Origin of the sequence: Caballeronia sp. SEWSISQ10-4 2 (genome assembly GCF_030464885.1) — a bacterium.
Taxonomy (GTDB): domain Bacteria; phylum Pseudomonadota; class Gammaproteobacteria; order Burkholderiales; family Burkholderiaceae; genus Caballeronia.
In genome coordinates this window covers 13,469-32,944 of record NZ_JALPRJ010000085.1, presented here as the reverse complement: position 1 = coordinate 32,944, position 19,476 = coordinate 13,469, and the positions used below count along the sequence as shown (strand labels likewise).

Below are 19,476 nucleotides of genomic sequence, written 5' to 3'. Positions count from 1 at the left end.
CTCGCGAAAGTCACGCGTGCCAGGGCCAAGCTGAATAAGATGCAATCCGTTTGACGCAGACCACTAGCACGTGCTTGCAACGCTCGTAATAAAGCCGGCCCACTTCAGTAAGCTGCTGTCGGCGCGTAGTGCGATGGAGCAAGCGTGCACCAAGTCGTTGCTCGATTGTTCGGACATGTTTGGCCACCATGGTCGGGGAAACATCGCTGACCAAGGCAGCGGCTTTGAAGCTGCCGCTTTCCACCACTCGCACAAACATCGCCATGCCCGCCAGCTTGTCCATGATTAAGAACCTGGAGGTTGTGAATGACTCAAATCATCGCATGTTTATTCAACTTCCGAAGTGCGTGACACTGAAGGTATTGACACTCCATTCGGGGTGTCGCTTACCGAGGAACTGTCATGCCTGTTTTTCATCTGGAAATGCATCCCGGCCGCACGCTGGAGCAAAAACGCGCTTTCGTTCGCGAAGTCACAAGGGTCGCTGTCGAGACCTTGGTTTGTCCGCCCGAGACTGTGGATGTTGTAATCACCGAGGTGCCGCGCGACGCTTGGGCCAAAGCTGGCAAGCTGCTTGCGGACGGATGAACCCGGCAACTGGGCCTCATCCCGAACAGTAGAATGCGATGCTCCGGGGCGCCCTCAGGGACATACTGCTGCGGCCAGTGTCGGAACGGAGAGCGGAGCCTGTCGGAATCGTGATTTTTGCGAGTTTCCGGGACGCTCGACTCCCGTGTTGAATGGCTGCTTTCGGCAACCCTGTAGATCTGCAGTGGACCGCTGACCGGACGTTCGCCAGTCGAAAGCCACAAACGTCCGGTCCCAACTTCATCGGACGTGTACTTCCAACCCGCTTCCGCCGTTCGTTGCGTCGACTATCGAACGGCGGGTCCCGGAACACAACGTCGGCGGGTTTGATTGGTGGCAACGCGATAATCCGGCCACGCAAGCGAGCGCTTATGCCAGCAAATGGACGTTGGAGAGTTTCTCACATTGCGCGATGAGCCGGTTCTGGAGAGCAGCGTCCTCCGCCTGCGGGTTTGGAGCGAGCGGACGCAGGTGGTAAAAGTACTGGCCGGTCACCTGAGCTTCCGGATCGTCACTGGCGGCGAGCCAGGCTTGGGTGCGATGCGCCTGATCCATGTCGTCGGACGCACCAGGACCACCCATCCGGGTAGGTACCCAGCCGGGTTCAAGCGCGTTGGAAAAGGCATCGGGCCAGCGGCGGGCGATTGCGAATGCAATCATTGCATCATGCAGCTTGCTTTCGGCATAGGCCGCGGATCCGTTCCAGCGACGTTTGCGCCAGAGGATGTCGTCGAGATTGGCGTCAACCTGGTGGTGCATACCCGAGCTCAGATAGACGAGCCGCTTCGGCTTCTCTATCAGGGCGGTCAGGATGTAGGCGGACAGTGTGTTGATCGCGAAGACATGCGGCAGACCGTCGGTGGTGAGGCGCTGGCCTTCGCGGTAGCCGACCGCGGCATTGTGGATCACCGTATGGAAGCGGCCGAGTTCGTTGACGCGCGCGGCAAGCGCCTTGGCCCCCGCGATGGTTTCAAGGTCGCCCACGACTACGGCCTCGGCCTTGGGTAACGCGCGCCGCGCAACTTCTGCGCGAGCGGTGTTCCTGGCATGCAGGACAACCTGGTGCCCTTGCGCAACAAGCAGTTCGGCGGCCATGAAGCCGAGGCCCGTGGACGAACCGGAAATGAATATGCGTGCCATGTGAACTCTCCTGTACTGGATGGCGAACCGGCGCCATAGGCGTTGCCGGTTCCGAGGGTGAGATGCTCAGCGTGCGGAGGAGCGGCGGCTGATCAGGACGAGGACCGCCCCAAGAACCGCGCTTGCCGCGCCGAGCAGATAGACCGCGGCGTAGCCGAACTGGCCGGCAACGAGGCCAGCCGCGGGCCCGGCAATGCCATAGGCAATGTCGAGGAAGGCGACGAAAGCGCCCATCGCACTGCCGCGATTCGCCGGCAACACGCGCTTGAGCGCCTCGACACCAAGGGCCGGAAAGACCAGCGCGCAGCCAAGGCCGGTGACGAACGCACCCCCGAGCGCCACTATCTCGTACGGCGCGGCCCACAGCGCCGCTTGGCCGATGGCTTCGATGGCGAGCGACCAAAGCGCCACCCGGTAGCCGCCGATGCGATCGGGCAGATAGCCGAACACTATGCGCATCAGGATGAAGCCGATACCGAACGCAGTCATGACGAGTCCGGCATGGCCCCAGCCATGCATCGCGAAATAGAGCGAGGCAAATGCCGTAAGCCCGGACAGCCCGACGCCTTGCAGCATCAAGCTCAGCCCTTCTCGCCAGATTTGGCTGATCACGCGATAGAACGGCAGTCGATGGCCGGCCGGCGAAACGTACGAGGTCGCCCTAAAGGCGATACAGACAGCGAGCAGCGGTGCGACGATGCAGGCAGCCATCGCGACCTGAAGGCCCAGCTGCTGATAAAGGCCCATGCCGACGGGCGCACCGATCGCCAGCGCGGCGAACATCGCGATGCCAGTCCAGGACATCGACATCCCTGCGCGTTGCGGACCGACCGAGGCGATCGACCAGGACACGCAGCCGGTGACGAACTGGCTTTCCCCGAGGCCAGCCACCAGACGCCCTGCGATCACGATGGCAAGAGTGGCTGCCGGCGAAAGCCCCTGGATAGCGGCGACCAGATAGAGCAGGCCACCCAGGGCGGAGAAGGCAGCGGCCTGCAAGGCCGCCCGCTTGCCGCCCTGATGGTCGGTCACGTGACCGGCATAGCCACGGGTCAGTACGGTGGCGAGGAACTGAATCCCGATCACAAGCCCCACGACGAGGTTGCTAAAGCCTAGCTTGTCATGGACGAAGAGCGGAATGACGGGAAGCGGCAGACCGACGGCGAGATAGCCGCAGAAGAGCATAGCGATGACGGCGAGGGAGGGACGGGCCAGATAAGCTGGCGTGGCGTCGGCCTGACCTATCGTCTTCATGGTAAGCGATGACATGACTAACCCCAAATCAGTAATCCTGAGAGAAGGCCTCCCAGCGAAGGGCGGCTGAACACACTCAGGCGGTGGTGTTTAGCGAAGAAGCGGACGTCTCGAAGAGGTCGGGCCGGTAGCCGCTCGCGTCGAGCAGGTAGTCACGGGACGCGGTCACCTCGGCCGACAGCTTTGCCAGATCGACGTCGATCAGCTTGCCGGCACGCTTGCGCAACTGGCCGGCAACCATGACGGTGTCGACATCGGAGCGCTCGACAGCCTGGACGACGGTGCCGATGGCGTTGCTCACCGGGAAGACGGCCACGCCGTTGGTGCGCACCATGATGATGTCGGCCTGCTTGCCCGGGGTCAGCGAGCCGATCGAACGTTCCAGGCCGGCGGCGCGGGCACCATTGATCGTCGCGGCTTGCAGCACCGCGTCTACCGAGATCGGCGCGGGAGTGTCGGCCTCGCCGCGGAAACGGCGATACCGCATGGCCGAGCGCTGCTGCCCGAACAGGGCATGCATCTCACCAAACAGATCGCTGCCGAAGGCGGTGTCCAGGTCGATGCCGAGCGCCGGCGTCAGGCCGTGATCGATCGCTTGCTGATAGGCGAAGCTCTCATCATCGAAGCCGAACAGCGCATCCGAACGGGGATTGACGGTAACGTTCACGCCCGCATCCGCGAACAGCTTCCACGTTTCTTGAGGGATACGTGTGCAGTGGTTAAAGATGTTGTGCGCGCCCAGCACCCCAGGCTCGGCGAATTCGGGGGTGAGCCTGGCGAGATCGCCGATGAACTCGGTCAGGATCTGCATGTCGAGCCGGCGTGCGACTTCCCACCAGTCGAGATTGAGCTGACCGAAGAGGCCAACCCGCACCAGGCCCGTCCCACGTTCCAGTTAAGTGCGAGGCGTTCCAGGTCCTGCGGCAGATGGGCAGCGGACGCTTTCTTGTCCATTGCCGCACCGACCATGTGCAGCGCCCGGATGCCGGCCGAGTCGAGTGCATCGAGCGCCGCATCGGTGTGCTCGGGGCTGCGCGAGTTGTGGCAAGCGTCGATGATGGTCGTAATGCCGGCGTCGAGCGAAGCCACCGCCGTCAGGCGGTTACTCAAATACATGTCGAGCGGGCGATAGTGCGCACCCAGCGTCTCGGCGACGACATCGATGCAGGCGAAGAGATTGTCGACGTTGGGCATCATCCGGCGCATCACGCCGAGCCATGCATGGTGGTGTGCATCGATCAGGCCGGGCAGGACGATGCTTCCGGCGGCGTCGATGACTTCGGCGTGATCGACCTTCAGGTTGGCGCCGACGGCCACGATGCGGTCGCCCTCGACCAGGACGTCGCCGGTTGCGAGATTGGGAGCGTTCGGGTCCATCGTCACGATGGTGCCACCCTTAAAAAGGATGGTGCGTGCAGTGCCAGGCATGGTGAGCTCCATTAGGTGGGGTTATCGACGACGGCGGGAGGGCGGTATGAAGCGGCACTACCGGGTGGCAGCAGCCACTGTGACGCGCCGTTGATGGGAAGATAGGTGGTCCGCGATTTTTGATTAAGATAGAGAAGATCAAATGATTTATGCTAAAAGTCAAAGGTGAGGCCCAATGAGCTTTGACGGGAGATTGCTTGCAGGGATGAGCGTGCTGGCGGCCGTCGTCGAGACCGGTAGCTTTACGCGGGCGGGTGAGGTGCTTGGACTGTCGGCTTCAGGCGTGAGCCGGTCTGTCTCGCGGCTCGAAGCGCGCATTGGTGTACGGTTGGTGGATCGCACGACGCGTGCGCTGCACCTGACCGGCGAAGGCGCCCGGCTCTACGAGCTGGCGGCACCCCATCTCTCCGGCATCGAGGATGCGGCCAGTGTCGTGTCGGGTGCGGCGGTGACGGTTCGCGGGACGCTGCGGGTAAGCCTGAATCCCGTGTTTGCCCGCAACGTACTGGCGCCGAGATTGCCGGAATTCGTTGAGCGCTATCCGGAACTCAGCCTGACGGTGGTGCAGCTACCGGATGCGGGCGACCTGGTGACGGAGGGCATCGACGCCGCGGTGCGGTTCGGGCCGCAGCCGGCGTCGAGCATGTCCTCCCGGCTGCTGCTCGAAACCCGCGTGCTGACGGTGGCGTCGCCGTCCTATCTCAAGAAACATGGGCGCCCCACGACACCTGAGAAACTCGTCAGGCACGACTGTATCCAGTACATCGATCCACAGCACGGCAAGCCGTTTCACTGGGAATTTCACCGTGGCAAGGAGATCCTGCCGGTCGAGACGACAGGCCGACTGACGCTAACGGACGTCGATACGATGGTCGGAGCGTGTGTGGCCGGCATTGGTGTGGCGCAGGTCCTGGCTCTTGGCGTGCAGCATCTGCTTGCAAGCGGCGCCTTGGTGGAGCTGTTCCCGGATTGGCCGGGCGAGACCTTTCCGCTCTACGCTATCCGGCCGTCGCGGCGTTTACCTCCGGCTGCGGTCGAGGCATTTCTCGAGTTTTGCTGGCAGCTCTGCCACGGGCCGAGCACAGCGCCAGCATCTTCCTGAACGCTCGAATGCGTTTCGATTGTTGCCGATTCACTCCTGTTCGACTTTCGGAACCGAATGTTCGCGGCCCCGAGTGACGAACGCCAGGTCAGCAGCCATAGCGGACACGTCAACCTCGTAGGATGACCGGCGGATTTACTAGCTCGGCGCGGAAGCCTCGATGACTTTTGGAGTTGCTAGATAGGCCGACCAATTGTTGACCTTGATGATCAACTCCCGTGTCCTCACGCCGATACGAGCGTCCGAAATGGATGGATGACCCGACGTTCGACCCTACCGTGTAAGACTGCGTAGGGTCGGACTGCGCCTCCTGCGTTCGGCAGAGTCCAGCCACGTACCGGGACGAATTCGTCGTCGGCCATATTGTCAAAGTAACGTTGCTGGAGTTCACGCCATCATGAAGCCCTTTTGCGTCGCAGCGGCCTTCGTCGTGCTCACCGCCGGCTGCTCCTCGGCATGGTCGCCCGCGAATAATCAGACCGCCCGGCCAAGTCCGGCCAACACGGATACCTACATTCTGCACACTACTAGCGGTGCGATGCCCGGTGACTCCATGTCAACGCCACCGAGGCTCAGCGTCGGTGTCAGCTATCCCGATACGCAATTGATTCTGCCGTGGTTCCTCAATGACATCATCAACTTTATTAACTATCGCTAGTCTGACAGCGACTTGCTGCGGAGTGACTGGGAGCGGCTCCTGACGATCATGTCTGGGGCTGGCAACGCGGATCGGAGAACGTGCCAGTGCGGCCAGCTACGGCCATCGGACATCGCCGGCCAGATCGTTGACAAGCAGGTCCATCGCTAGACAGAGGTACAGGTTGACGGCGACCGAGAGGGGACGCCGGGTGCGCGTCAAGGAAAGCTCAGGATTAAAACCCGGGGGCTGGCCGCCAATGAATAGATGGCGGAAATGGTTTTCCGTTCAGAAAGGCGAGAAATATTTCCACTACCTGGTCGGACATGAACCATTCATCCGACTGCATTGGAATGTTGCCCGCGCCGAACACTAGGCGTAGGGAGCGAACGCTGGAGCGCCGACTGTTTCACGAGGTTCGTATGAGGCTGATACGGATTAAATTTAAGCGAGCCGGTGGGTTGCATCCTCCGGTCGAATCCGCACTCCGTACAGGCTGGACCGCGGACTGCTCCCCCCAAGGTGGTACTCCCTCAAGAGAATTGAGCATCGAATTCCGACCGGCGATAGTGGTTCCAAGCGCCACAGCAGGTGCAGGCACCTAACGTCGGAACCGAATGATGCACATCGAAGCCATTCCGAGCACCCCAGTCTACTGTCCCGTACAAATTGCGGCGGTCCCACAGCACCTGTTGATCGTCGAAAGGGCTGAATGGTTGACGCCGGAGAAGCTGAGCCCGCTAAGCGATTCAGCGAGTTCATTGTTCGTCTACGTGCTAGGCAACACGATCCTCCGCTCATTGACGCCGCAGTACGAATGCCGCAGCTTCAACGATGCCCAAAGCCTGTGGGCCATGGTGGAAGCGTTCTTTTCGCAAGCCCGCATGGGCCTGCGTCTTTGTGTCATCGGATCGGAACCGTTCCTGTGGCAAGCGAGCGCAATTGCGTCCCGGTATGGAATGACAACCGACGCCATGCAGCTCGAACTCGCGGGCAAACCGTCGCGCAATGTCTACTGCATCCACTGCCGCCACACCATCCGCGACACCGGCACCAATCTCGTTACCTGTCCGTCATGCGGCAAGACCCTTGCCGTGCGGGCGCATTTCTCGCGAAGGCTGGGCGCCTACATAGGCGTGCAGGCCGACGCCGAAGAACCTGGCGTGCTGCCGCCCGTCGAGGAACTGCGCCGATGAGCCGCAACATCGACCGGATCGAACTGCGCGTTGAGGCGACGCGTGCCTTGTCGCCGTCATTGAAACATCTGCGCCTCGTGCCGGCATGCGGACAGGGCCAACTGCTGGCGCCCGCATCGGCGGGCTCGCATATCGTGCTGACGTTGCGCGACGCAAGCAGAACCTTCCGCAATGCCTATTCGCTGACGAGCGAACCGGGCGCTCGTGACGCATACGAGATCATCGTGCGCCGCGTGCCGGAATCGCGCGGAGGCTCGCACTTCATTCATCGCGAGATCGCCGCGGGTGCCGTGCTCGAGGCCACGCCGCCCGCCAATCTGTTCGCGCCAGTTCGTGTGGCCAAGCGGCATCTCCTGATCGCCGCCGGCGTAGGCATTACACCGTTCCTTTCTTACCTGCCTGAACTCGACGCGCTGGGCCAGCCGTTCGAACTCCACTACTGCGCCCGCGACGACGAACAGACCTGCTTCGCCGGCTGGTTCGGCGGTCGTCCGAACACGCGCGTCTATCAGGATCTGGAAGGGCATCGTCTGGATGTGCCCGCACTGTTGCGCGCTCAACCCTTGGGCACGCAGCTCTACGTGTGCGGGCCGGATGCACTGATGGACCATGTGCTCGCGAGCGCCCGCGAGCACGGCTGGCCGGCGAGCTCGCTGCATGCAGAGCGTTTTGGCGGCCCACGCGGCGGTGCGTCGTTCGTCGCCAGCCTCGCGCGCAGCGGCATCGAGGTCCAGGTGCCCAGCGACGTTTCGTTGCTCGAAGCCCTCGAAGCCGCCGGCGTGCACGCGCATAGCCAGTGTCGCGGTGGGGCTTGCGGCGTTTGCAAGACGGGCGTGCTCGAGGGCTGCCCGGAGCACCGCGACTATTTCCTCTCGGCGGCGGAGCGCAGCGAAGGGCGGCACATCATGCCGTGCGTGTCGCGCGCTATCGGCGAGCGGCTGGTGCTGGACCTGTAGTGCCGCAGTTACGTGCTGCGATGCCCGAGCAGCGTCGACAAGACACCCATTCACGGGGGATCGAGATGACCATGACCTTCAAGCCCGACGAGACCTTTCGCGACGACTTCCGCTACAACAACAGCAACGAGGCGATCCTGCGCTTCCCGTTTCCGTTTCACGAAGATCGTTACATGTACAGCGTCAACATCGAACCGCATGTGACGGGTGGTCCCTCGGACGCGTTCCAGGCCACCTTCGACGTCGATGAACACTATGTCGCGGAATGCCGCGACCGCGCGCTGACACTCGCGGCCGATCCGCTGCGTTGTCAGGTCCTGCCGCACATGCAGGTGGCCGAGTGGGACACGCTCGAGCTGCTGATGGAAAGCCTGTCGCGCGACTATCCGCAGCACTTTCGCCTGACACGCGACGGCGAATGGTGGACGTGGATCAATGGCCCGCTCGGGATCGCTGACCGCTTCCGTTTCGGCGACGCATCGACGCTGCCGCTGCCGCCGTTCGAATACATCACGCGGCAGGCGCAGGGCGATTTCTGCCTGCTCGATCATCGCGACGACAACCTGTTCATGGATGGCGGCATGGTGACGTCGCAGGCGGACTGGTCGCTCGACTTCGATCTGGGCATGAGCTTCGTCGAATGGCATGCACCCGTGCCGCTCGCACACCAGATGGGCGTGTTCGACCGCGCGTTGCAATTCCTGCTGCGTTTGCAATGGGGCAAGCCGGTTCGACGCCTCAACTGGACGATGACGGTGAATCCGCGCCTCGATACATCGCCGGAAAACTACCCGCACTGGGGTCCCGACCGCGCCAGCATCACCTCAGAAAACATCGGGCAAAAACTGCATCTGCGAGTGGAATTGCAGACGCTGTTCCGCTTGCCGCGCAGCAACGGGGTGCTGTTCGGTGTGCGCTGTTACCTGATCCGTCTGGACGAACTGGTGCGTGTGCGCAAGTGGGCGTGCCGCATGCATCGCGTGCTGCAGTCGCTGCCGGACGAACTCGCGGCATACAAGGGTCTCGCGCGCTTTCGCGGGACGGCGGTGACGTGGCTTTCCCAATACGACGACGGCACACCCACCGCAGCAGGAACCGCAGCGGAAACCCTGGCTGCCTGAGCACACCGCAAGGCCGGATCGAAGGCCCGAATTTTCTGCCATTCAAGGAATCTGTCATGACGATGCAAGCAACGAAGATGTGGGGCGAAGAACGCTATTGGGGGCTCGGCTATGAATGGGACCCGCAATGGCTGCTCGACGACGAGCAGAAGGACTTGCAGACGCAACTGATCGCGCTGTGCCAGAAAACGCTGCGCGCCAATGCCATCGAAAGCGACAAGGGCTTTGTTTATCCGCGCAAGAATTTCGAAGCGCTGGCGAAACTCGGCCTGCTCGGGCTGATCGTGCCGAAGGAACTCGGCGGCCGCGGCCAGAGCCACCTGTGCGCAGCCATGATTGTCGAGACGATCGCCCGCTACGGCTGCCCGTCGACTGCGATGTGCTACACAATGCACCTCGGCGCCACGGCCGCCGCGCTGTTTCGCCATCACACGAATCCCGCGCTGCGCGACATCCTCACGCGTATCGACCGCGACGTGCTGATCGGCACGCTGTCGTATTCGGATCCGGAGACGGGCTCGCATTTCTGGTACCCGATGTCGTCGCGGGCAGAGCGTGTGGACGGCGGCTGGCGCGTCAACAAGAAGGCATCGTGGACAACCTCGGGCGGCTTTGCGGACTGGTACATCATCCAGACCACCAGCCCGGATTTCGGCGGCGACTACTCGAACCTGAGCTGCTTCCTCGTGCAGAAGGATCAGGTCAAGGCCGACCCTGCGAACTGGGACGGCCTTGGGTTGCGCGGCAACCAGTCGGGCCCGATCTCGATCGAAGGCGTGCTGTTGCCGGATACCGGCCTGGTCGGCCCGGTCGGCGACGGCGCGAAGTCCAACGACGAAGTGGTCGATCCGTTCTTCCTGACGTGTTCGTCGGCCTGCTGGAACGGCATTGCGCTCGCCACTATCGATATCGCGAAGAATCACACCACGCGCAAGACCCACGCCGACGTCGGCATGCGCGTGGCCGACTATCCGACCATCCAGGACTACGTGGGCGAAGCGATCATTGACACCAACGCGAGCCGCTCATATGTGTATCTCGCGGCGCAGTCGCTCGACGCGCTGACGGGCGATTGCGACTGGGACCTGCACGCCGATACCGACTACTTGCCGCGATCGCGCATGCTGCACTGGTTGTGGCAAGTGAAGTTTTTTGCCGCGAAGAATGTCTCGCACGTGACCGACAAGATGCTGCACGCGTGCGGCGGCACAGGTTACAAGCCGGGCCTGCAGATCGAGCGCCTGCTGCGCGACGGCAAGGCCGGCTGGGTGATGGGACCAACCAACGAAGTGCTGCGGCAGTTCGTGGGCAAGTCGGCGTTGCTCGGCTTCGAGGTGCTCGACTACTGGAACCAGTCGGTCAATCAGCGCGTGCTTTCGAATGAGCTGAAGAAGATGTCCCGCGACGAAAAGATGGCCTTTGCCAACGGCCTGCTGTCCGAACTGCAGACCGCAGCGGCGGCATGATGGATCCGCGCGAGTTCCGCACGACGCTCGGCCATTTCCCGACCGGCGTCGCAGTGGTGACCACGCACGATGCCGATTTCGGGCCGGTGGGCGTGACTGTCAGTTCGTTCAACGCGGTGTCGCTCGAACCGGCGCTCGTGCTGTTCAGCATCGGCAAGACTTCGCCGTGCCACCGTTCGTTCGATGCGGCCGAAGGCATCGCGATTCATGTGCTCGGGCACGGCCAGCACGAACTGTCGATGCGGTTCGCGAGAGGCGGCACGGAGAAATGGGCCGGTCTCGACTACGTGCGCGGCAGGTCGGGCAGTCCTCTGTTGAGCGATGCGCTGGCGATTTTCGAGTGCCGCCCGTATGCGCGCTACGACGGTGGCGACCATACGATCTTCGTAGTCGAAGTGCAGTCGATGAGGGCGCGCGACGGGGAGCCGCTGGTGTTTTGCCGCGGGTCTTATCGTGCGCTCGCGGAGACGGCGGTATGTTGAACGAAGTGTTGTCAGGCGAGCTGCCGGAATTCGATCTGCCGCCTTTAGCCAACGACTTGGCCGACGATCTAACCGATAAGCCCGCGCCGCCGCATGCCGATCCGCTCGAACGCGCGCGCCTTGCTGAAGTGCTTGCCGAATATCGCGTGGCCGCGGGGTCGGCGCGTACGTTGAGCGTCGCAGCAGGGCAGTACGTGCAGGTGATAGACGTGGAAGGACGACAGTGTTCGGACCTGCTCGCCTTCGACGCCGCGGCGCTCGCGCGCGGTGAAACGCTCGCGCTCGACCCCGCCGTCACGCGTACGCTGATGTGCCGCGATGTGCCGCAACCCGGCCTGCATGCGAAGTACTACGACTCGCGCATGCAGGCGATGCTCGAAGTCGTGCAGGACACAGTAGGGCGCCACGATAGTTTTGCGCTCGCCTGCACGCGCAAGTATTACGACGACGCGGGTTACCCCGGCCACGACAGTTGCAGCGAAAACTTCAACACGGTGCTGGCGCCGCATGGCATCGCGCCGCGTCCGGGCTGGATCGCTATCAACTTCTTCTTCAATACGCGGATCGAGCCGTGCGGCACGCTGGTGTTCGACGAGCCGTGGTCGCGCACTGGCGACTATGTGCTGCTGCGTGCGAGCCGCGACTTACTGCTGGCCGTTTCGTCGTGCGCCGACGATATCGATGCCGCCAATGGCTGGCGACCCACCGACATCCTGGTGCGCGTGTACGACGCGCATCATTCCTTTCCGAGCGCAATCGCCCACCGTATGACTGCCGACGCCACGCCTCGATTGACACGCGACAGCGCCTTCGCGCCGCGCACGCGCGCTCTTGCGCAACACTTCGTGGACTATCGCGGGTTCTGGCTGCCGCACGAGTTCACCGGCTATGGTGCGATGGCCGAGTACTGGGCATGCCGTGAACGCGTCGCGGTCATGGACCTGTCGGCGCTGCGCAAGTTCGATGTGACCGGTCCCGATGCGCAGGCTTTGCTCCAGCATGTACAGACACGCGACATGCGCAAGCTCGCGGTTGGACAGGTGGTGTACACGGCCGTGTGTCACCCGCACGGCGGGATGATGGACGACGCCACGGTGTTCAGGCTGGGCACGGATAATTTCCGCTTTGTCTGCGGGGAAGATACGACTGGGCTTTGGCTGCAGGAACAGGCAGTGGCGCTCGGGCTCAAGGTTTTCGTGCGCAACGTGACCGATCGCCTGCATAACATCGCACTGCAAGGTCCGGCAAGCCGCGACGTACTCAGAGAGGTCTTGTGGACGCCGCCTGTCCGCAGCAGCGCCGAAACGCTGAAGTGGTTCCGGTTTACCGTGGGGCGCATCGGTGGTCCTGAAGGTGTTCCCGTAATCGTGTCCCGAACGGGTTACACCGGCGAGTTGGGGTTCGAATTATGGTGTCATCCGCCGGACGCCACGCGGGTCTGGGATGCGGTCTGGGAAGCGGGCGCCCCTCACGGTATCGCGCCGTTGGGCATGGCTGCGCTCGATATGCTTCGCATCGAAGCGGGCCTGGCTTTCGCGGGGCAGGAGTTCTGTCCGATGACCGATCCCTTCGAAGCTGGGATCGGCTTTTGCGTGGCGCCGGACAAGCCTTCGGATTTTGTTGGCAAGGAGGCGCTTGCGGCGCGCGCCCTCAGGCCGCAGAAAAAGCTGGTCGGTCTGATCGGCGAGGGCGCTGAAGCGCTCGCCAGTGGCGATATCGTCTATGACGGCCGGGCGCAGATCGGGCAGGTGACCAGTGCGACGCGCTCACCGCTGCTCGACAAGCAGATCGCGCTCGCACGTGTCGATGTCCTGTATTCGGAGGCAGGCTCGCGCTTCGAGATCGGCAAGCTCGATGGAAAGCTCAAGCGGCTGGCCGTCGACGTGGTGCCTTTTCCGCACTACGACCCGACCAAGAGCCGCGTAAGAAGCTAGCGCGAGAGGCGCGTCTTATCCGCTCAGTGCGTGGAGTTGCGCGGTGGTCGTGTCGATCGCTTCTTCTATCATCTGACCGGGCACACGATGCCGGCCGGCGTCATGCCACACCAGCGACCAGTGCATCCGCAACGCAAACTCACGATGGTCCAGCCGGACCGGCGTGCCGATTCCCTCGAGCAATCGGCCTAGCCGCTGCTCGACCTGACTGTCGTCCGGGCTTGCCGCGGCATGCGACCGCGGACCCGCGCCGAAGGTGAAATCCGTCAACAGGCATACGAAGCCCGCATCGTCATGACGGCCGATGCCATTGCAGTCGGTATGCAGCACTTTCAGCCGCTTGCCGAGTTCGATCATCAGGCGGTCGGCGTCGGCCGGGCCGTATTCCTGCGCGAGCGACTGAGGACCGCCGAAGCACAGGTAGGCGACGGCGAACCGGTAACCGTTCGCGGTGGCATGCGCGAACGTGAAGGCGAGCCGGTCGAGCAGGACGCTGTGGTTCATCAGGCCGGTCGTCGATTCGTAGATCAGGCGCCGGCGCGCATCTTCCTGCACGCGCTGGCGCGAGCTGAAATCGGTGATCAACCCTTCGAGGCCGAGCAGTTCGCCGGTCGCCGAAAAGATACCCCGGCCGATCTCGGCGACCCACTTGATGTTGCCGCCGCGGTCGATGATCTTGTAGGTCAGCTCGAACCCTTCCCCGCGTCCGGTGCGCATCTGCACGCTGGTCCACACGTATTCGCGGTCTTCGGGATGAATCAGGTCGCCAAAGCCCACCGGGCCGTTTCCCATCAGCGCGGTGGGGGGGTAGCCGGTGAGTTCGAGGCAACCTTCGCTGACGAACTCCATCGACCAGCGCCGGTCACTGTGGCCGCGATAGATCATGCCGGGCACGTTGTCCACCAGCGTTCGCAGGCTACGCCGTTGCGCGCGCAGGCTTTCTTCGTTGAGCTTTCGCCGTGTGACGTCGATCATCACGCCGATCACTGCGCCGGGCTGGGGATCGTCGGCCGCAGGGGGGAGCGCGCGAGCACGAATCTCCATCCAGCACAGCGGTCCTTGTGCGTTCAGCACGCGCGCTTCGACCGGCGTGGCGGCGCCGCTGTTTCGCACGGCTTCGCGCAAGGCCTGGGTCACCGCAGCGCGGTCTTCGGGATGCAACAACTGCAGCAGCGGCGTGCCGGTCACGTTAGCCGAGCCCGCACCCGCAACCATCGACCAGGCGGGGCTGATGTAGGCCACGGCCAGTTCGTCGTCGAGTGCGAACAGCACGTCGCCAAGGCGCGCAGCAAGCCTGTGCGGCCACGTGCCGCCGGACGGCTGCGTCGAGCGCTCGCCGTCTGTCTGCGTGCCGCCCAGTTGCAGCATGCGCAGCGTAGGATGCGCACCGGGAAACACGCTGACATGAAGCCTGCTCGAGGAGCCGTCGGCGCGCACCAAGGTGAGGACTTCGTCGTGGCCGTCACGCTGTTCGAGGATCTGCGGCACGCGCTGCTGATCGCGAGGATGGACGATGTTCTCGAAGGGCATCCCAATGATGTCGTCGCCGGAACTGCTCATGCCCAGCTCTTTCAGCAACGCGAGGTTGGCCCGCAACACATTGTTGCCGGACACGAGCAAGGCGGGACGGAACGCATGATCGATGTAGCTCGCCAGCACTTCGCGCTCGGCGGCAAGAGACACGTGCTGGGCGCTGCGTCGCGGCCTCCTGCGCGCGAGCAAGAGCGCAGGTACGCCGATGCCGCCCGCTACCGCCACGACCAGCGCCAGCGCCACGCCCGTCAGCGGCAACGCGGCGAGGGTGAGAACCGGCCACAACACCATGGCGCTCAACGCGCAAAGCAGCAGTACGGCGAAGATGAACAGCGTCATCGGGGAAAAACCGCCCCTGGCAGGTAAGTTGAATCGAAGCAACCAAGCACAATTTGGTCCAGAAGTTGCTTGGTTGTATCTGTTGCTCCGGATATCAAAACGCCCGCTGCCCGCGGCGCCATTACGAAGGAGAGCCGTGACGCGACCTTCGCCGCTCGTTCACTCGATCAGTTACCCGTTGTTCGCACGGTACATCGTGTGGTTATCCGCGCTCGCGCTGCTTGGCGTGATGCTGCTGGCAACGGTGGAGACGCAGGCGTGGCTTGCGTCGCATCCAGGCTTCGCGCTGCAGGCAGCGGAGCACGTCGCGCCGCCGGAACTCGTGAGCATCCTCCAGGCCGGGCTCGCTGTATTGCTGGCTGTCGGTTTCGGCGCGCTGTTTATCATGGGTTATCGCGTGCTCGTCGTCATTCCTCGCGATGCACTGAACCAGATCGATGCTATCGGCGTTAGTGCGCGCGGTCCCTTCGATGGTGCGTCGCATGAGATCGCTCGCCTTGCGGCGCTCCTGACCTCGCTGGCGTCGCGCTGCGCCGGCATCGAGTCCAACAGCGAATACCTGGAGCGCACGCTCGTCGATCAGTCGCGAGACTCGGGCCGCGCGCTCGACCTGCTGTTTCGGGCCAGCACGCTTTTCGCCGCCTCCGCGCCCGATGAAGAGTCGTTGCGTAGTTTGCTCGAAGAACTGCTCGACTGCGTGGGTGCCCTGTGCGGCGCGCTGCTGATCCACGACGTGGCAGCGGCAGAACTGTCGTTGCCGGCGGTGTTGGCGGCTCGCGGGGCAGTGCGGATGCCAGCCGGCATGACCTTGCACCGGCTGGCGGCAGAGCAGGGCGTGCAGCGCTTCGACGCCACGCCGGACGGCCGGCCAGCGCTGCTCGTGATGCCGATTGGCGATGCGGTCGATCGTTATGGCGTGTTCGCGCTTGAAGTCACGCCGAAGTATGTGCTCGAGCGGCGCCAGCAACGTCTGCTCGACACCTTCGCGAGCCTGCTTGCAGTGACCATCGGCAACCTGCTGCGCAGCCGGCGCCAGCGGCGCGTGGCACTGATGGAGGAACGCGCGGCTATAGCACGCGAACTGCATGACTCGCTTGCGCAAACACTCTCATTCGTCAAGATCCAGTTGGCCCGCATGCAGGCACAGGCCCGCCGCGCGGATTTCGCTGCCGGGATCGATGCGCGCGATTGGGAGGAGTCGCTAGCCGAGTTGCGGCTTGGCGTGGACAGCGCATATCGCAATCTGCGGCAGTTGCTGAGCGCGTTTCGCAGCAGTGTCGGGGCTGGCGGCCTCGCTCAGTCGTTGCAGGTGATCGTCGACGATCTGTCCGCCGTCACGCGCACAAGTATTGAACTCGATTGCCGCGTGCAGGAGATCGACCTGTCGCCCGAAGAGGAGCTGCATCTGCTGCAGATTGCCCGCGAGGCGCTAAGTAACGTGGTAAGGCATGCGCGCGCGAATCATGCGCGCGTCAGTGTCAGCGAGAGTGGCGGCGAACTGACCTTGTCGGTACTCGACGATGGCGAGGGTTTCGGCACCGACGCCGCCGACCAGCCGGGTCACTACGGCCTGAGCATTATGCGTGAGCGCAGCGAACGACTGGGCGGCCGGATCGAGATCGGCGCCGTGAACCATCCCCTGGCCGGTGCGGCTGCCGGTTCCGAAGTGCGACTGAAATTCCGGCCCGGGTCATCCGTGGTCCCATGAGGCTGAATGTGAACAGCACACCTGCCCTGCCCGTTTCCACTGCCGCCTTTGCCAACTCGGCGGTCTCCGCTCCGGTGCGGCTTGTCATCGTCGACGATCACGCGCTGTTCCGGCGCGGCCTCAGGCAGCTTATTTCAGCCGACCTCGAACTCGACGTGGTGGCCGAGGCTTCCTGTGGGCACGAAGGAATAGAAGCCGTGCTGAAACATATGCCCGATGTCGCGCTGATCGACCTGCACATGAAGGACATCGACGGCGCGACCCTGGTCAGGGCCGCACGTTCCGCAGGTTGCACGGCGCGCTTCGTGATGTTGACAGTATCCGATAACAAGGCCGATCTCGATCGAGCCTTCGACGCCGGCGCACGCGGTTATCTGCTGAAGGACATGGAACCGGAGGAACTGTGCGCGAGGGTCAAGGAAGCCGCGCGCGGGGTCGATGTCGTCTCGGACCGGGTGCTGGCTTTTCCTGCGGGGCTTTCTCCAGCCGAAGGGCGTGCGCGGCACGCACTCTGGGAGGATCTGACCGAGCGTGAGCGCGAGACCCTGGAGCTCGTCGCTCAAGGGGCGTCGAACAAGATCGTTGCGCGCTCACTCGGCATTGCGGAGAGCACGGTCAAGGTGCACGTGAAGCATGTGCTCAGGAAGCTCTCGCTCAAGAATCGCTTCGAAGCCGCGCTGTGGCTGAGGGATCAGAGAAGATAGTGTGAAGATCAGTCGAACGAGCCGGCCGGCAGCCTTTGCGCCGAGCGGATCGTATTCCTGATCAACATGGTCACCGTCATTGGCCCGACGCCACCAGGAACTGGCGTGATCCATGATGCCTTGTCCCTCACGCCTTCGAATTCCACGTCGCCCACTATCTTGCCATCGGCCAGCTTATTGATGCCGACGTCGATCACCACGGCTCCCTGCTTCACCATCTGCGGCACGATCAGGCCCGGCTTGCCGGCGGCGACGACCAGCACATCGGCCGAAATGGTGTGATGCGCGAGGTTCACCGTCCTCGCATGGCAGATGGTCACGGTGGCAAGCCGCTGCAGCAACATGAGCGCCATCGGCTTGCCGACGATATTGCTGGCGCCCACCACCACCGCATGTTTGCCCTCTATCTCGATGCCCGTCTGGTCGATCAGCAACTGCACCCCGTAAGGCGTGCAGGGCGGAAAGATCGACTCGCCCACCGTCAGCGCGCCGACGTTGTAGAGATGGAAACCGTCGACGTCCTTGTCCACGGCGATCGTCTCCAGCACACGCCGGACGTCAATCTGCGGCGGCAAGGGCAGTTGCACCAGGATGCCATGCACGGACGGGTCCGCGTTCAGCTCGCCGATCAAGTCGAGGACCTCTGCCTCGGTCGTATCGGCGGATAACGCGTGAAGAAAAGACCTCACGCCGCACTCGTCGCAGGCCCGGATCTTGTTCCTCACATAAAGATGCGACGCCGCATCGCTGCCAATCACGATCACCGCCAGCCCTGGCACGATGCCATCCCGTGCCAGTTCCGCGACGCTCGCGGCATAGGACACGCGCAGTCCGGCGGCGAGCGCACGGCCGTCGATCACGCGAGCGCTCATCGAAACACCACGGTGCGGTTGCCGTGGGTCAGCACACGGTCTTCCAGGTGATAGCGCAGCCCGCGTGCCAGCACTGTCTTCTCGATATCTCTGCCATAGCGCACGAGATCGGGAATCGAATCGGAATGGTCAATTCGGATGACGTCCTGATCGATGATCGGGCCTTCGTCTAGTTCCTCGGTCACGTAGTGGCAGGTCGCGCCGATTAGCTTCACGCCGCGCTGGTGCGCCTGGTGATAGGGCTTGCCCCCGGAGAATGCCGGCAAGAACGAATGGTGGATGTTAATGATGCGCCCGGCGTAGTCGCGGCACATGTCCGGCGACAACACTTGCATGTAGCGCGCGAGCACCATGACGTCGGCCCGGGCTTCGTCGAACAGGCGTGCCACCCGGGCGTATGCGCCGGCCTTGTTGTCGGGAGAGACGGGCACATGATGGAACGTTATGCCATGCCACTCGACCAGATCGCGGAAGGTGTCGTGATTCGAGATCACGCAGGGAATCTCGATCTCGAGTTCGCCGGCTTTCCAGCGTGCCAGCAAGTCATACAGGCAGTGTTCGAGTTTCGATACAAGGATCACCACACGCTTCTTTTGCGCGCTGTCGGCAACCCGCCAGTCCATGCCGAAGCGCCGCGCGATCGGCGCGAAAGCGTCGCAAAAGCCGCGCAGGTCGAGCTGGAACGAGTCCGCGAGAATCTCCTGGCGCATGAAGAAACGCTGATTTTCTTCATCCGCGTGGTTGCTGGACTCTGTGATCCAACCGTGATGCTTCGCAAGGAAATCGCTGACGGCGGCCACGATGCCGATCTGGTCGGGACAGGACAGCGTCAACGTGAAGTGGCGTTTCAGGCTCATGACAGTTCGCGAAAGAGGATTGCCGGAATGACAGCCCGCATTGTCGGTGCCGATATTTGCGGCGCCAATCCGACCGTGGTGGTACTCCGTCGGGAGCATTGCCGTGGTGTTTTGGCGCCGCTCTAATCGTCGTGTACAGAGGCAACTGAACCAGGCGGC

General features: G+C 63.1%; 19 protein-coding genes. 11 read left to right on the top strand and 8 right to left on the bottom strand.

Going from position 1 to position 19,476, the window contains the following annotated elements:
* Positions 1-10: 10 nt before the first annotated feature.
* The gene (locus tag M0D69_RS36400) at positions 11-283 is read right to left on the bottom strand and encodes a LysR family transcriptional regulator (protein WP_301786667.1); all 273 of its coding nucleotides are present in this window, start codon (positions 281-283) and stop codon (positions 11-13) included.
* A 119-nt stretch (positions 284-402) separates the two neighbouring features.
* On the opposite strand from M0D69_RS36400, the gene M0D69_RS36395 reads away from it, so the two are divergent.
* Positions 403-588, top strand: coding sequence for a 4-oxalocrotonate tautomerase (locus M0D69_RS36395; protein WP_301786666.1), 186 nt, complete (start codon positions 403-405; stop codon positions 586-588).
* 369 nt (positions 589-957) lie between these two features.
* On the opposite strand, the gene M0D69_RS36390 is transcribed toward M0D69_RS36395, so the two are convergent.
* The 4 genes from M0D69_RS36390 to M0D69_RS36375 form a co-directional block, all read right to left on the bottom strand.
* Positions 958-1,728 (bottom strand): SDR family oxidoreductase, encoded by a 771-nt coding sequence (locus M0D69_RS36390; RefSeq protein ID WP_301786665.1) that lies wholly within the window; start codon positions 1,726-1,728, stop codon positions 958-960.
* A 66-nt stretch (positions 1,729-1,794) separates the two neighbouring features.
* On the bottom strand, positions 1,795-2,997 hold the full coding sequence (locus M0D69_RS36385; protein ID WP_301786664.1) for an arabinose transporter: 1,203 nt from the start codon (positions 2,995-2,997) through the stop codon (positions 1,795-1,797).
* Positions 2,998-3,058: 61 nt separating this feature from the next.
* Positions 3,059-3,793: an amidohydrolase family protein gene (locus tag M0D69_RS36380; RefSeq protein ID WP_301786663.1), complete on the bottom strand. Its 735-nt coding sequence runs from the start codon at positions 3,791-3,793 to the stop codon at positions 3,059-3,061.
* Positions 3,781-4,410 (bottom strand): amidohydrolase family protein, encoded by a 630-nt coding sequence (locus tag M0D69_RS36375; RefSeq protein WP_301786662.1) that lies wholly within the window; start codon positions 4,408-4,410, stop codon positions 3,781-3,783. Before M0D69_RS36375 ends, M0D69_RS36380 begins: the two co-directional genes overlap by 13 nt.
* Before the next feature lie 175 nt (positions 4,411-4,585).
* Here M0D69_RS36375 and M0D69_RS36370 point away from each other — a divergent pair, with 175 nt between their 5' ends.
* The 8 genes from M0D69_RS36370 (at position 4,586) to M0D69_RS36335 (ending at position 13,304) form a co-directional block, all read left to right on the top strand.
* Positions 4,586-5,512 carry a LysR family transcriptional regulator gene (locus tag M0D69_RS36370; protein WP_301786661.1) on the top strand — a complete coding sequence of 309 codons (927 nt, stop codon included), beginning with the start codon at positions 4,586-4,588 and terminating at the stop codon, positions 5,510-5,512.
* Between the two features lie 397 nt (positions 5,513-5,909).
* On the top strand, positions 5,910-6,170 hold the full coding sequence (locus M0D69_RS36365) for a hypothetical protein (RefSeq protein WP_301786660.1): 261 nt from the start codon (positions 5,910-5,912) through the stop codon (positions 6,168-6,170).
* A 596-nt stretch (positions 6,171-6,766) separates the two neighbouring features.
* Positions 6,767-7,345, top strand: a complete 579-nt coding sequence (locus tag M0D69_RS36360) for a dimethylamine monooxygenase subunit DmmA family protein (RefSeq protein WP_301786659.1) — start codon at positions 6,767-6,769, stop codon at positions 7,343-7,345.
* Positions 7,342-8,301 carry a PDR/VanB family oxidoreductase gene (locus M0D69_RS36355; RefSeq protein ID WP_301786658.1) on the top strand — a complete coding sequence of 320 codons (960 nt, stop codon included), beginning with the start codon at positions 7,342-7,344 and terminating at the stop codon, positions 8,299-8,301. Before M0D69_RS36360 ends, M0D69_RS36355 begins: the two co-directional genes overlap by 4 nt.
* A 71-nt stretch (positions 8,302-8,372) precedes the next feature.
* A complete protein-coding gene (locus M0D69_RS36350) occupies positions 8,373-9,422 on the top strand; it encodes a DUF3445 domain-containing protein (protein ID WP_301786657.1) in 1,050 nt (349 codons plus the stop codon).
* Positions 9,423-9,478: 56 nt separating this feature from the next.
* A complete protein-coding gene (locus M0D69_RS36345; RefSeq protein ID WP_301786656.1) occupies positions 9,479-10,888 on the top strand; it encodes an acyl-CoA dehydrogenase family protein in 1,410 nt (469 codons plus the stop codon).
* On the top strand, positions 10,885-11,370 hold the full coding sequence (locus tag M0D69_RS36340; RefSeq protein WP_301786655.1) for a flavin reductase family protein: 486 nt from the start codon (positions 10,885-10,887) through the stop codon (positions 11,368-11,370). The genes M0D69_RS36345 and M0D69_RS36340 overlap by 4 nt, the downstream gene beginning before the upstream one ends.
* Positions 11,364-13,304 carry a DUF1989 domain-containing protein gene (locus M0D69_RS36335; protein ID WP_301786654.1) on the top strand — a complete coding sequence of 647 codons (1,941 nt, stop codon included), beginning with the start codon at positions 11,364-11,366 and terminating at the stop codon, positions 13,302-13,304. Before M0D69_RS36340 ends, M0D69_RS36335 begins: the two co-directional genes overlap by 7 nt.
* Positions 13,305-13,319: 15 nt before the next feature.
* Here M0D69_RS36335 and M0D69_RS36330 read toward each other — a convergent pair whose 3' ends face one another.
* Positions 13,320-15,176: a PAS domain-containing protein gene (locus tag M0D69_RS36330; protein WP_301786653.1), complete on the bottom strand. Its 1,857-nt coding sequence runs from the start codon at positions 15,174-15,176 to the stop codon at positions 13,320-13,322.
* A 136-nt stretch (positions 15,177-15,312) separates the two neighbouring features.
* Between M0D69_RS36330 and M0D69_RS36325 the strand changes: the two genes are divergently transcribed.
* Positions 15,313-16,884, top strand: a complete 1,572-nt coding sequence (locus tag M0D69_RS36325) for a histidine kinase (protein WP_301786652.1) — start codon at positions 15,313-15,315, stop codon at positions 16,882-16,884.
* A gap of 8 nt (positions 16,885-16,892) precedes the next feature.
* Positions 16,893-17,588, top strand: coding sequence for a response regulator (locus tag M0D69_RS36320; RefSeq protein ID WP_301786651.1), 696 nt, complete (start codon positions 16,893-16,895; stop codon positions 17,586-17,588).
* Between the two features lie 8 nt (positions 17,589-17,596).
* On the opposite strand, the gene folD is transcribed toward M0D69_RS36320, so the two are convergent.
* Both folD and purU read right to left on the bottom strand, forming a co-directional pair.
* A complete protein-coding gene (gene folD / locus M0D69_RS36315) occupies positions 17,597-18,460 on the bottom strand; it encodes a bifunctional methylenetetrahydrofolate dehydrogenase/methenyltetrahydrofolate cyclohydrolase FolD (RefSeq protein ID WP_301786650.1) in 864 nt (287 codons plus the stop codon).
* Complete coding sequence (purU, locus tag M0D69_RS36310) at positions 18,457-19,317, bottom strand: formyltetrahydrofolate deformylase (RefSeq protein WP_301786649.1); 861 nt, start codon at positions 19,315-19,317, stop codon at positions 18,457-18,459. Before purU ends, folD begins: the two co-directional genes overlap by 4 nt.
* Positions 19,318-19,476 lie beyond the last annotated feature (159 nt).